Annotated in this window: 12 protein-coding genes and 1 riboswitch; of the genes, 4 read left to right on the forward strand and 8 right to left on the reverse strand. The window is 34.7% G+C overall.

Features of this window, described 5'->3' with window-relative positions; translation table 11 throughout:
• Window positions 1-7: 7 nt before the first annotated feature.
• On the reverse strand, window positions 8-2626 hold the full coding sequence (locus G6R40_RS07045) for a valine--tRNA ligase (RefSeq protein WP_165133452.1): 2619 nt from the start codon (window positions 2624-2626) through the stop codon (window positions 8-10).
• A 129-nt stretch (window positions 2627-2755) separates the two neighbouring features.
• Between G6R40_RS07045 and G6R40_RS07050 the strand changes: the two genes are divergently transcribed.
• The 3 genes from G6R40_RS07050 to rmuC all read left to right on the forward strand — a co-directional run bounded on the left by G6R40_RS07050 (window position 2756) and on the right by rmuC (window position 5707).
• Entirely contained in the window at window positions 2756-3259 is a 504-nt protein-coding gene (locus tag G6R40_RS07050; protein WP_165133455.1) for a DUF1573 domain-containing protein, read from the forward strand.
• Window positions 3260-3337: 78 nt separating this feature from the next.
• On the forward strand, window positions 3338-4213 hold the full coding sequence (locus tag G6R40_RS07055) for a polyphosphate kinase 2 family protein (protein WP_165133458.1): 876 nt from the start codon (window positions 3338-3340) through the stop codon (window positions 4211-4213).
• A gap of 9 nt (window positions 4214-4222) precedes the next feature.
• Entirely contained in the window at window positions 4223-5707 is a 1485-nt protein-coding gene (gene rmuC, locus G6R40_RS07060; protein ID WP_165133461.1) for a DNA recombination protein RmuC, read from the forward strand.
• A 140-nt stretch (window positions 5708-5847) separates the two neighbouring features.
• On the opposite strand, the gene hemB is transcribed toward rmuC, so the two are convergent.
• Window positions 5848-6834, reverse strand: coding sequence for a porphobilinogen synthase (hemB, locus tag G6R40_RS07065; RefSeq protein WP_165133464.1), 987 nt, complete (start codon window positions 6832-6834; stop codon window positions 5848-5850).
• 108 nt (window positions 6835-6942) lie between these two features.
• Here hemB and G6R40_RS07070 point away from each other — a divergent pair, with 108 nt between their 5' ends.
• Complete coding sequence (locus G6R40_RS07070; RefSeq protein WP_165133467.1) at window positions 6943-7305, forward strand: T9SS type A sorting domain-containing protein; 363 nt, start codon at window positions 6943-6945, stop codon at window positions 7303-7305.
• Between the two features lie 67 nt (window positions 7306-7372).
• On the opposite strand, the gene deoC is transcribed toward G6R40_RS07070, so the two are convergent.
• The 6 genes from deoC to G6R40_RS07100 form a co-directional block, all read right to left on the reverse strand.
• Entirely contained in the window at window positions 7373-8119 is a 747-nt protein-coding gene (gene deoC, locus G6R40_RS07075; RefSeq protein ID WP_165137569.1) for a deoxyribose-phosphate aldolase, read from the reverse strand.
• 70 nt (window positions 8120-8189) lie between these two features.
• On the reverse strand, window positions 8190-8660 hold the full coding sequence (locus G6R40_RS07080) for an Lrp/AsnC family transcriptional regulator (RefSeq protein WP_165133470.1): 471 nt from the start codon (window positions 8658-8660) through the stop codon (window positions 8190-8192).
• Between the two features lie 332 nt (window positions 8661-8992).
• Window positions 8993-9673 (reverse strand): tRNA (guanosine(37)-N1)-methyltransferase TrmD, encoded by a 681-nt coding sequence (trmD, locus tag G6R40_RS07085; protein WP_165133473.1) that lies wholly within the window; start codon window positions 9671-9673, stop codon window positions 8993-8995.
• Window positions 9673-10935, reverse strand: a complete 1263-nt coding sequence (locus G6R40_RS07090) for an NAD(P)/FAD-dependent oxidoreductase (RefSeq protein WP_165133476.1) — start codon at window positions 10933-10935, stop codon at window positions 9673-9675. Before G6R40_RS07090 ends, trmD begins: the two co-directional genes overlap by 1 nt.
• Window positions 10936-11069: 134 nt before the next feature.
• Window positions 11070-12104, reverse strand: a complete 1035-nt coding sequence (locus G6R40_RS07095) for a YncE family protein (RefSeq protein ID WP_165133479.1) — start codon at window positions 12102-12104, stop codon at window positions 11070-11072.
• Window positions 12105-12115: 11 nt separating this feature from the next.
• A complete protein-coding gene (locus tag G6R40_RS07100) occupies window positions 12116-13936 on the reverse strand; it encodes a TonB-dependent receptor plug domain-containing protein (protein ID WP_165133482.1) in 1821 nt (606 codons plus the stop codon).
• 28 nt (window positions 13937-13964) lie between these two features.
• A riboswitch (cobalamin riboswitch) is annotated at window positions 13965-14150 on the reverse strand.
• Window positions 14151-14173: the final 23 nt, after the last annotated feature.

A 14173-nucleotide genomic window follows, 5' to 3' on the forward strand; every position in this document is an offset into this window, starting at 1 on the left:
TTTAGTATTATAATGTTTTTAATTTTTCTTCTAAAATCGCTATTTTTTCCATAGCATCATTCTTTTTCTTCAATTCGTTATCGACAACTTGTTGTGGTGCGCCAGCCATAAATTTTTCATTTGATAGTTTTTTCTCCACAGAAATAAGGAAACCCTTTAAGTATTTTAATTCTTCTTCTGTTTTGATTTTTTCTTCAGCTAAATCTAAATTTTCACTCAACGGAATAGAACATTCTGTTGAACCAACTAAGAAACTAAAGCTAGGTTTATCGGTCTTTTCATTGAAATGAATATTTTCGATATTCGCAAGTTTGAGAATTACCGCTGCATTTTCGAAATTTGAAACATTGGTAAATAATTCAATTTTTTCTCTTGGCGAAATTGCTTTGGATTGACGATAGTTTCTAATGCCCGAAATGACTTCTTTAGTAAAATCAAAATCAGCAATTATTTTATCGTCAACTTTTTCAGCTTTTTTCTGTTGAACAACTATCAAAGCATTATTAACATCCCGTTTTGCTATAATTTGCCAAATTTCTTCTGATAAAAATGGCATGAATGGGTGTAACAATTTCATTAATTCTTCAAAGAAACTAAGCGTTTGGTTATAAACCTCAACACTAATCGCTTCGCCAAAATTCGGTTTTATCGCCTCCAAATACCAAGAGCAGAAATCGTCCCAAATCAATTTATATAAAACATGCAACGCATCAGAAATTCTGAATTTTGAGAAATGGTCATCCATCTCTGCGATACTCTTATTAAGCTGTTGTGCAAACCAATTAATCGCTTGTTGATCGGCATCATTAGGAGCCATATTTTCATCTTTTGTCCAACCTTGCGTTAACTTGAAGGCATTCCAGATTTTAGTAGCAAAATTACGTCCTTGAAGCATCAAATCTTCATCAAACAACAAGTCGTTACCCGCCGCAGAACTTAATAAAATCCCTACACGAACGCCATCTGCACCATATTTATCTATCAGATCAATAGGATCTGGTGAGTTGCCCAAAGATTTGGACATTTTGCGACGTTGTTTATCGCGTACAATTCCCGTGAAATATACATTCTTAAAAGGAATTTCTTTTCTATACTCCAATCCAGACATAATCATACGTGCCACCCAGAAGAAAATAATATCCGGACCAGTCACCAAATCTGAAGTTGGATAGTAATAGTTAATATCTTTATTGTCGGGTTCTAAAATCCCTTCAAAAACAGAAATTGGCCATAACCAAGACGAAAACCAAGTATCTAAAGCGTCTTCGTCCTGTTTTAGATTTGAGATTTGAAGATCTGAGATTTGAGATTTTTCTCTTGCTAAAACCAAAGCATCTTCTATTGTCTCTGCTACAACAAAATCATTTTCTCCATCTCCATAATAGAAAGCTGGAATCTGCTGTCCCCACCACAATTGACGCGAGATGTTCCAGTCGTGAACATTCTCCATCCAATGTCTGTAAGTATTTTTGAATTTTTCTGGATAAAACTTCACCTCATCATCCATTACAACATCCAAAGCAGGTTTTGCCAAAGTACTCATTTTCAAAAACCACTGAACAGAAATTTTCGGTTCAATAACGGCGCCAGTTCTTTCGGAAGTTCCAACTTTGTTGGTATAATCTTCTGATTTTAAAAGAAGTCCCTTTTCGTCAAGCTCTTTTGCAATTTCTTTTCTTACAACAAAACGATTCTTTCCAGAATAATGCAATGCATGGTCATTAAGATTAGCATCATCATCCATAGAGTCTATCATTGGCAAATCGTGTTTTTTACCAATTTCATAATCGTTAAGATCGTGCGCTGGTGTAATTTTAAGCGCACCAGTCCCGAACTCAATATCAACATAATCGTCTTCAATAATAGGGATTTCGCGATTAACAATTGGCACAATAACTTTTTGACCTTTCAGGTGTTGATAGCGCTCATCAGCAGGGTTGACACAAACCGCAACATCCCCAAAAATAGTTTCTGGACGCGTTGTCGCCACGGTCAAGAACTCATCCGAGCCAAGGATTTTATATTTTAAATAGAATAATTTTCCGTTTTGCTCTTTGAAAATAACCTCTTCATCAGAAATGTTTGTTTTAGCTTCTGGATCCCAGTTAATCATCTTGTAACCGCGATAGATAAGACCTTTGTTGTATAAGTCAACAAAAACTTTAATAACCGATTTTGACAAATTATCTTCCATTGTGAATCGCGTACGATCCCAATCGCAAGAACAACCAAGTTTTTTGAGCTGCTCCAAAATCGTTCCTCCATATTGATGGGTCCAATCCCAAGCATGCTTTAAGAATTCTTCTCTACCAATATCTTTTTTAGAAATACCTTGTTCTTTAAGTTTAGCAACAACTTTAGCTTCGGTTGCAATAGAAGCGTGGTCTGTTCCTGGCACCCAACAAGCATTGAAACCTTGCATTCTTGCTCTTCTCACCAAAACATCTTGAATGGTATTATTCAACATGTGTCCCATGTGAAGGATCCCTGTAACGTTAGGTGGTGGAATAACAATTGTGTAAGGTGGTCTATCATCTGGCGTTGAATGAAAATAATTATTTTCTAACCAGTAACTGTACCATTTTTGTTCTGTCTCTTGTGGGTTATATTTATTTGCAATCTGCATTATTAATAATTTTTGGCTTATTATTTGCAAAAATAAGATAAACAAAATTATTTATAGAAATATTTAAATTATATTTATAACTTTGATTCTTAGTAATTTTAAAATTAAATTAACAAAACAAGAAATAATATGAAAAAGACACTTTTAGGATTGGTAGCTGTATTAAGCTTTGGATTAGCATCTGCACAAACAATTTCTTTTGACAAAACAGTTCACGATTACGGAAAAGTAGCACATGGTGCTGATGGTCACACATACTTCACTATCACCAACACTGGTAAAGAACCGCTTATTTTATCTGATGTAAAACCAGCATGTGGTTGTACAACACCAGAATGGAGCAAAGATCCAATTCTTCCAGGAAAATCTACTAAAATAAAAGTTGGATACAATACAAATTTAAACGGAGCATTTAGTAAACCTATCGAAGTATTTTCTAACGATGCCCAAAACCCAAGATCAGTATTAATCATAAAAGGCGAAATCATTGGCGCAGCAGGGCAACAATTAGAAGTTGCACCTATGAAAGCACAGGCGGCACAGGCACCAGCTATGCAATCAAGAAAAGCGGCACCAGCTAAAAAAGCAGCTTTAAAATCGGCAACACCTGTTGCATTAGAAGCTAAAAAATAATTAGTAACTATTTATAAAATTTAAAAAACCGCTTTATTTAAGCGGTTTTTTTTATTATTTTTAACCAAAAAGCAAATTATGAAACCCATAGAAACCAAAGATTTTCTAATCAGTAAGAAAGATTTTAAATTATCCGATCACAAAACCGACTACAAAGCCGACATACCAAAAGAAGAAGGCCAGCAACTTCTCCACACCGAGAAAGAAAAACTTTACGACTTACAAGAAAAACTTTATGCGGATAACAGCCAATCACTTTTAATTGTTATCCAAGCGATGGATGCAGCAGGAAAAGACAGCCTTATAGAACATGTCTTCGGCGGTGTTAATCCGCAAGGTTGCACCATAACCAGTTTTAAAACACCAAGTTCTAAAGAATACAATCATGATTTTTTATGGCGCCATTATTTAGCTATTCCAGAAAAAGGCAAAATTGGTATCTTCAACCGCTCGCATTACGAAAGTGTTTTGGTCTGCAAAGTTCATCCTGAATACAATCTTAAAGAACGCGTATGGGATAATGTTAAGGATTTTGATAAGAAATTTTGGGAAAACCGCTACGAAAGCATCAGAAATTTTGAAAAACATTTGACCAACAACGGAACCAAAATTATTAAATTCTTTTTAAACGTTTCTAAAGAAGAACAAAAACAGCGTTTTCTTGATCGCATCAACGAAGAGGATAAAAATTGGAAATTTGCCAGTGGCGATGTTGTTGAACGCGGTTATTGGAAGGACTACATGAAAGCTTATGAAGAAGCCATCCAAGCAACCAACACAGATTACGCCCCTTGGCATATTATCCCAGCCGACAAAAAATGGTACACTAGACTTTCTGCGCTGCAGATTATTATCGAGACTTTGGAAAATATGAATCTTAAATTCCCCGAAGTTAACAAAGAAGAAAAAGAAGCCCTACAAAAAGCAAAAATAGAATTAGAGAACGAAAAATAAAATTTTAAAATGGATTGGTTATCATTGTTGGTGGGACTTGTAGCTGGCATAATCATTGGGATACTGGTTTTGTATTTTTATTATCAAACTAAAATCAGTACAAAAACTTTAAGTTTTGAAAAAGAAATTTCGAGTCTGCATTCGGAAGTGTCTTTTTCAAAATCAAATCTTGAAAATTCGGAAAAGCAAAAAGAAAATCTCCAACTTAAAAATGAGGATCTCGAGTCCAAAGTTTTTGAATATCACCAAAAACTAGCAGAACAAAATGCAGACAATCTCAATCTTGTTCAACAATTGGATGATATTAAATTTGATTTAAAACAACTTCAAGACAAACAAGAAGTTTTGCTAAATGACAAACAAACTTTAATTGCTCAAAATGCAGAATTAAACGCTCAAAATAAAAATTTTGAAATCCTTCTTAAGAACCAAAAAGAAGAAATAGAAAAATTACAAAAGCAAAGCCAACTTCATTTTGAAAAAATGGCGAACCAAATACTGGAAGAGAAAACCGAAAAATTCACCAACCTCAACCAACAACATCTCAAATCCATTTTGGAACCATTTGGTAAGAACCTGGACGACCTTAAAAAAACGGTACACGAAACCTACGATAAAGAAAGTAAAGAACGATTTTCATTAGGCGAAAAAGTGAACGAACTAAAACTTCTCAACCAACAAATTTCGCAAGAAGCCAACAAACTTATTAAAGCTCTGAAAGGCGAAAGCAAAACCCAAGGCAACTGGGGCGAAATGATTCTCGAAAGTATTTTGGAAAAATCTGGACTAACAAAAAACCGAGAATATTTTCTAGAACACGAGTTGCGAGACGATCATAAAAACCCAATCTATTCTGAGTTTTCTGGTAAAAAAATGCGTCCCGATGCGATTATCAAATATCCAGACCAACGCAATGTGATTATCGACAGCAAGGTATCGCTCACCGCTTTTATCGAGATGGCAAATGAGGAAGACGTTGACATTTTTAAAATTAAACAAAATCAACATCTTGCTTCTATTAAAAACCATATCAACGAGCTCAGCAACAAAGCTTATGATGACTTTGACAAATCATTAGATTTTGTAATGCTTTTCGTTCCGAGCGAAGCGGCCTACAACGCGGCTTTGCAAGCGGACACGCAGTTATGGAATTATGCCTACGACAAACGGATTTTGTTACTAAGTCCTACCAATCTTATCACTTCGCTAAAGCTAATTGCCGATCTTTGGAAGCGTGAATATCAAAATAAAAACGCTATGGAAATTGCGGAGCGTGGCGCAAAACTTTATGATAAATTTGTGAGTTTTGTGGACAAATTGGAAAAGATTGGAAAAAGTATCGACCAAGCGCAATCCTCTTATGATGAAGCCTACAAACAATTATCAACAGGTAACGACAACTTGGTTTTACAAACTGAAAAACTTCGAAAACTAGGTTTGAAAAATAAAAAACAACTGTCCAATGGCATGACCGAAACATCTAAAGAAGTGTAACAAAAAAGTTTCAGGGAAATCCTGAAACTTTTTTGTTATTTAGCCCCGATGGAAGCGGCATCCTTTTGTTGAGGCGGCTGAGCGAAGCGAAGTCGGCGAAACAAAAGATACAGCGGACAGCGGGAAAAAGCTCCTAATAATTATCTATGAAGTAATTTGGCTACTTCTGGCGCTGCATAAGTGAAAATCATGTCTGCGCCCGCTCTTTTGATACATGTCAAACTTTCGATAAGTACTTTGTCGTTATCCAACCAACCATTTTGAGCAGCAGCTTTCAACATTGCATATTCGCCACTTACCTGATAAACTGCAATGGGCTGCGTAATTAATTCTCGAACCTTAGAAACGATATCCAAATAAGGCATTCCGGGTTTTATCATAATAATATCTGCACCTTCTGCCACATCATCCAAAACTTCTGTAATGGCCTCTTTGGAATTATGAAAATCCATTTGGTAGGTTTTTTTGTCTTCTGGAATGTCTGTTGCGTCAACTGGCGCACTGTCCAAAGCACTTCTGAAAGGCCCATAGAAAGAGCTTGCATACTTCGCAGCGTAAGACAGAATTCCGCAATCTGTAAATCCTGCATCATCCAATGCTTCTCGAATTAGCAAAACACGACCGTCCATCATGTCACTTGGTGCTACAAAATCGGCTCCTGCTTCTGCCAAAGATACTGACATATTGGCAAGTGCTTCTAAAGTTGAATCGTTGTCTACTTTTCCGTTTTTGATAATGCCGTCGTGTCCATAAATTGAGTACGGGTCCAGTGCAACATCTGGCATAATTACCACTTCTGGAACGGCATCTTTTATAGTTTTAATCGTCGTTTGCATTAATCCGTTTGGATTCCAAGCTTCTTTACCGGTATTATCCTTTAGATTATCGGAAACCTTCATGTAGAGATTAACAGCTTTAATTCCTAATGCATAATTTTCTTTGATTTGTTTAACTGTTAAATCTAAAGTTTGGCGAAAAACTCCGGGCATTGAAGAAATGGCTTCTTTTTTGTTTTCACCTTCCATGACGAACATTGGTAAAACAAAATCGTTGGTAGTGATTTGCGTTTCCTGAATTAGACTTCTAATAGACGCGTTGGTTCTAAGTCTTCTATTTCTTGTAAACATCAGTAAAATTTTTACTGCAAATTTACGTCACAATTATGGAATAATTATTGTATAATTGAAATGATTTAAATACATTTGTGTTTAGGACTTTCAATAAAGTTTATTTAAATGAGAAAATTTTTACTATTTATATTATTCACGGGCTTTTCCCTGACATTCTCCACAAAGATGAATGCTCAGGTTAGTAAAGCGAGTTACAACATCAACTCTGGATTTTCCAAAAGTGATGATGGGGTTTTGGTAGCTTATCCCAATCCAGCTAAAGATTTTATCATTATAAAGGCTAAAGAAAATGAGGCTAAGATAAAAACAGTAACATTTTATTCAATTCTTGGGGTACAAGTTTTGGAATACAGTGTTAATATGAATGCTGCTGAGATAAGATTGGACAAACTTCGTCCTGGTAAATATCTCATGCGTTATACTCTTGATGATAATACGCAAAGGGTAACGCAGATTATTAAACAATAATTTTTTTTAAATATAAAACCTCAGTTAATCGACTGAGGTTTTTTTGTGTATCAATTTTATTAATCTTTTAATAAGAAGAATCTGAAGCTGTATCCTCTATTAATCCCAAAGCTGATGACGTTCCAATTCTTTTAACGCCAAGATCAATCATCTTAACAGCATCATCATGCGTTCTTACACCGCCTGCAGCTTTCACAGGTAATTCTCCTGCGTTATCTAGCATGATTTGGACTCCTTCGAAAGTTGCGCCATTTGGCTTCCCTGCATCAGTTTGATAAAAACCTGTTGAAGATTTAACAAAGATATTTTTGAATTGTTCTGGCGAAAAGTTTTCTTGCGACCAAGACCAAATTTTGGCTGTTATATCTGCAATCTGAGCATCTGTCAAGGCTGCAATCTCGATAATCCATTTTGCAATTTTTCTGTTTTCTAAAGCCAATTGCGTGCACTTCAAAAACTCAGTTTTAACGAGCTCAAGATCTGCATTTTTAAAGGCTTCATAATTAATTACAAAATCCAACTCGTCCACACCATCAGCAATGGCTTTTTTAGCTTCCTCTAATTTTGAGTCTATAGAATATGTGCCTTCATGAAAACCGATAACAGTTCCTAATACAACCTTCGCGTTTTTAGCATCGATATATTTTCTGATTTCCGCCACATAATCGGGACGAATCATCACTGCAAAAATTTTGTTCGCGATGGCTTCATCGGTTAATTCCTTAACTTTTTTAATAGTTTCTTCTTCTGAAAGCCCTGACTGTGCAGGTGTTTTAAGATATGTTGAGTCAAGATAATTTTTGATTTCCATAATATTAAATTTGAATTACAAAGATAAAAAAAGAGCGTTATTTTCTGCGCTCTTTGATTTTATAAAAAGTATATTATACTTTCAATTGACGATTGATACTTTGTTCCAAAGAGATAAATGTTTCTGTTCTGGTAACGCCTTTCAAAGCCTGAATCTGATTGATAATATCCATTAAGTGATCATTATCACGACACAAAACTTTTAAAAACACCGTATAATTACCCGTTGTATAATGCGCCTCGATAATTTCGTTAATCTTCTGAAAAGCGTCAACAGCATCTTTGTAATGACTTGGTTTTTCTAAATAAACACCAATGTATGATACGACTTTGTAGCCAACTTTTCGAGGATTAAGAAAAGAAATTGAATTTTCTATAACGCCAGCTTGTTCTAATTTTTTTATACGCTGATGCACCGCGGTGGTAGAAATACCAACATTTGTGGAGATCTGCGCCAAAGATGTTTTTGCATTATCCATCAACATGTAGATAATCTCCTTATCAACGCTGTCGAGTTGATAACCATAGTGTGTAGCATTTTTCATTATTATTAATTTTTACAAAACAGATGAAACTTTACGAATTTAATGTATATAAATTAAATATCTGTACAATTTTAATAAAAGCTCTTTCTAATAAATAGTCATCACTATCATTACATAAAATATTTACTAAAAAAAATGAGTTATCTTTAAAAAATAACTCAACCTAAAATTGCGATAAAACTTATAATAATTAAATATTTTTCGTTAACAATGGAGTAAATATACGATTTTCAAAAAATAATCACTTATAATTTTTAATTTAATACATAATAATCATTAATTTAAATTCATTATAAATCTTCAATTCAGGATTAATGAATAGCGAGAAATAATTAATTATTTTCTAATAAATCTGGGCGACGTTCTGTTGTAATTCTCACAGCCTCATCATGGCGCCATTCTTCAATGGCTCCAAAATTACCACTTAATAAAACTTTTGGCACACCTAGACCTTTATAGACTTCTGGTCGTGTAAAAATAGGTGGCGACAAAAGATCATCCTGAAAACTATCTGTCAACGCACTTTGCTCATCATTGAGCACACCAGGCAAAAGCCTAATAACAGAATCTGCTAATACACAAGCCGCCAACTCGCCACCCGTCAAAACGTAATCACCAATAGAAATCTCTTGTGTGACATGTAAATCGCGAACACGCTGATCTATACCTTTATAATGCCCACAAAGAAAAATTAAATTCTCAAAAGTTGACAATCTATTAGCGATACGCTGTGTAAGAGTCGTTCCGTCTGGTGTTAAATATATGATTTCATCATAATTTCTTTCAGCTTTCAATTTAGAAATACACAAATCCAATGGTTCCACCATCATCACCATGCCTGCACCACCGCCATAAGGCGTATCATCTATTTGACGGTGTTTATTAGTTGCAAAATCTCTTACATTGTGAAAATGAACTTCTGCTAAACCTTTTTCCATGGCACGTTTTAAAATTGAAGTTTGGAAAGGACTCTGCATCAATTCTGGAAGGACACTTATAATATCAATTCTCATTATTGTTCTGTTGAATTTTGATTTGAAGGGACAATGATTAAACGAAGGGATGAATCTTTATTAAAATAGCTCCACATCCAATTGAAAAATATTGCCAATTTGTTTCTGACACTTAGTATAAGCATCAAATGTAAGAACATCCAGAAATACCAAGCAAAAAAACCTTGAAATTTAAATTTAGGTAAATCTACAACTGCACGGTGTTTTCCGATGGTTGCCATAGAGCCAAGATCTTCGTACTCAAATTCTTTCCAATTGGAGATATTAGGTTTTAAAAGATTTTTTCCTAAATTTTTTCCTTGGTTAATAGCCACATTGGCAAGCTGTGGATGTCCTTGAGGGAATTTCGCGGTTTCCATATAGGCTATATCACCGATGGCAAAAATATTATCATAACCCAAAATACGATTATAACGATCCACTTTGTAACGGTTGCGGATAAGATTATCTTTGTTAAAATCCGAAATCACATTACCTGTTACACCAGCCGCCCAGATGACATTATTACTCGGAATTTGCTTTCCACTTTCGAAGAACACAACATCGCCATCATAAGCGGTCACACGCTCCTCGGTCATGAAAGTAACACCTAATTTTAGAAGATATTCTTCGGCTTTATTCTGGGATTCCACACTCATGGCTTCCAAAGGTTTTGCGCCAGAAGAAATCAAAATTATTTTGAGTTCATCAAAATTCATGTGAGGGTAGTCTCTCGGCAAAACTTCGCGTTTCATTTCCGCAAAAGCACCTGCTAATTCTACACCAGTAGCGCCGCTTCCGACAATTACGATATTCCAGTTGCCATCATCTGTGCGGGATTTTTCGATAATCATTTTTTCAAAAGTCAACAAAATGTGATTACGAATACTAATGGCTTCTTGCGTATTCTTCATTCCAAAAGTCAAATCCTCCATGACTTGATTTCCAAAAAAGTTGGTTTTACAGCCCGTTGCAATGATTAATTTATCGTACGTAAATGTACCTTCATCTGCAATAATTCTGTTTTCAGAAGGCACAATTTCTTTAATTTCGGTCATTCGGAATTGAATATTTTTTGACCTTTGAAATATTTTTCTGAATGGGAACGAAATATTAGAAGGCTCTATCCTACCGCTGGCAACCTGATAGAATAAGGGTTGAAACATGTGATGATTAACTTTATCAATAACCATGACTTTTTTGTCTGCTTTTCCGTTAAGCTGCTTGGCGAGTTGCAATCCCGCAAATCCGCCTCCTATTATTACAATTTTCTCCCTAATCATCGTTTAAAAATTTACACAAAAATACTTCATTTTTTCTGCTTTAAAGAATAGCAAAATTCATGCTTCAAAATTTGTACAATAAAAAAACGACAACCCGTAAGTCGTCGTTCTATTAAATTTAATTTGACCTTAAATTAGTTTTTGTAAAAACCATTAACACCAATACCTCCGTTGATTTTTCTAATTTCTGACCCAATGATTGAGTACACTGTAATTTCGCTTGGCGAGTTGAAGTCTTTAGCATTCGATGTGAAAATTTTCCCATCAATAACATTAAAACCATACAAAGTCCCATCATTCGATTGTGATGCAGAGAATAAATATTGCGGGATAACGTCGTTCAACGGAAGCGAATACACTTTGTTAGCTGAAGAAAAATAAGCAACATCATTGGCAATTTCCAAATTGCTAGCATCTGCAATCCCTTTTAATTTTATTTCTTTAGCAATGCTTGTTGCACCAGCGTTTATTCTATAAATATAAGAATCTACACCATCCGAGGTAATACTGTACACATTATCACCATAACCAATTGTTTTTTTGATATCACCATTCGGAACACTAATTGTGGTTTGGAAAGCATTATCCGAAGTTTTGATGATGCTAATTTTGTTACCATAACCAAAACTAGCATTTTGGACATAGACTTTATCACCAGCTACAACGACACGCTCTGCAACATCTTCAATATTAATTTTTTTAACAAAACTAAAATCACTTAACTTATATACAGCCACATATTTCTCTCCTAAATATGCATCATTCGTGATATAAATATAATCTTTAGAAAAGGCGACATATCTCGGATTATTGATATTTGTCGAAATTGTTGTCATTTTTTTGAAAGAATAACGATTAACAACTTCAACTTTATTGGAATTATTGACTACCAAAAAAGCTTTATCATCTTTAACAGCAATTGTCTGTAAAATATCGCCTAAAACTTGGTTGTCATTATTCAGGGCATAGATATTCTGCGCAACTTGCGACAAATCAGAAGAAATATAAGACACTTCCGCTTGATTTCTATTATACCCACCTTCTACACTTACCAAAACGCCACCTTCGTAAGCGCCGTTGTCAACGATAACTTCTTGATCATCTTTACAAGCTGTCATAAACAGCAAACTTGCGGCAAACATGCTCGCTAGCAAACTTCTGATTTTCATAATAACTATTTTTAAAAATTAAAATTCATATTAACGGCATAATTGCGCTTCGGCATCCAATAGCCATAGACTGTTCTGTACACTTCTGATGTCAGATTATTAACTTTAAATCCAAGTTTCAACGATTTCAAAACGGAAATATCCAAACCAAGATTAATAACATAAAACGACTCCATCGTGTACATCTTTGACTCATCTGCATCACTGAAAATTTTGGAATTCCAAATAGTTTGCAAATGCAATCCTATCATTTTATAACTAAAATCCGCGCCCAAATTAATTTTATGAAAAGGCACGTATGGCAATTGTTTTTTTCGTGCCTGATCTTCCGATTTTGTATAAGCATAAGAGAAAAAAGTGCGATAACTAAAATCTTCAAATTTCTGCTCGGCGCCCAATTGTGCTTCAATCCCCAAAGATTTCACACGTTCGGTATTTTCTGCCTGAAAAATTCCGTTTGCACCAGGAATCCAACGTATCATATCTTTGATATCCATAAAATATGGCGTTACACTTGCATGTAAAAATTTCCATTTTAAATTTTGTGAAAACTCAAATTGCATCGATGTTTCTGGTTTCAAACTTGGATTTCCTCCAGGTTCCCAATACAAATCATTGAAAGTTGGCGCTCGAAAATTCTTTGATGCACTAATTTTGATATTATAAAAATCCGAAACTTTATAATGTCCTGCCGCGGAAAACAAAAACGGACTGCTGACATGTTCTACAAATTCCTTTTTAAGACCAACTTCCCAATCAAAATTTTTGATATTATAATTTCTGTACAACAAAGCTGCAGAACCTTGATGGCAAGAAATATTGCTAATTCCAGTTTCAAAACCAAGCGCTTCAATTTTACTAACTTCAGCTAAAAAATTGATTTCCGAATCAGAATTAATTTTAAAATTAAAATCGTTTTTAATTAAATATTGTTTGGTTCCGCCGCCAGATTTTGTGGAAGGGATTTTAGAATTCATAAAATACTGATAATCATCCGTGAGATAGGCCACTTTCACATCATTATTTATTTTCAAGGTTTTCAACTTCCAACCGGCAAGACTGCGGAAAGTTTGACTCAAATATTTACTTGGCGTGGAAAACTCAGACAACAAAGGATAATTTTGTTCCGCATCAAAAATCTGACTTTGTGAGTAGATTTCGTTGTGGTGATCTAGTCGTAGCGCAAAACCGAGGTTAATTCCCGTATTTTTATATTTTGCATTTCTATTGACATAATATTGTTCTTCAACCTCAAAATCATTATCACTTTGATTATGATTTACAGAAAACTGAACACTCAATTTATCATTGCTATAATTAGTTTTTAATAATGAATTAAATGTCCCGTAGGAAGCATATTCTGCAAAGATTTGATTTTTAAATCCTTTGTTATATGAAAACAAATTGTTGAGATGTATCGAGCCGCCAATCGCTCCAGAACCATACAAAATACTTCCGCCACCGTATTTAATCGCAATATTATCATAGCCTAATAGACTTATATTATTAACATCGCCTTGACCTAAAAACTGAGAATTAATATTAATGCCATTCCAGACAAAAGCGGTTTGTTGCGCGGTAGTTCCACGAAAAGAAGGCGAAGACACCATTCCGCGCCCATTTTCTTTAATATAAACTGGCGTTTGAAAACTTAAAAATTCTGAAAGCGATGTTGCATTCTTGAGGATCTCATCGGATTTCACAATTTGGATTTTGGAAAATTGTTCTGCTTTGGGAAGTTGCTGATCGATAAAAACAGTGTCAATAACTGCTTCTTGCGCAAAACTTACTACCGAAAAAAAGAACGAAAAAGAAAAATATAAATGCTTCATACCAACCGCTTTTCTCCCGAAAGCCTTATTATTTTTTGTTAATATTGGCAGGTCTCCTGACTTTCGCAGATGGCATCCCTTCTCGTGTTAACAATGGTTAATGATGACATCTTTTGTTCGCGAATTACAGTTGCGGGGACAGTTGAAGACTCACACTTCATTCCCTTTTAATTTCGAAATATGATTTTCGAAAACCAATAATGCAAAAATAAATAAAGTTTTTCTTTTAAATCAAAT

The sequence above is a fragment of the Chryseobacterium sp. POL2 genome (genome assembly GCF_011058315.1).
In the GTDB taxonomy this organism is placed as follows: domain Bacteria; phylum Bacteroidota; class Bacteroidia; order Flavobacteriales; family Weeksellaceae; genus Soonwooa.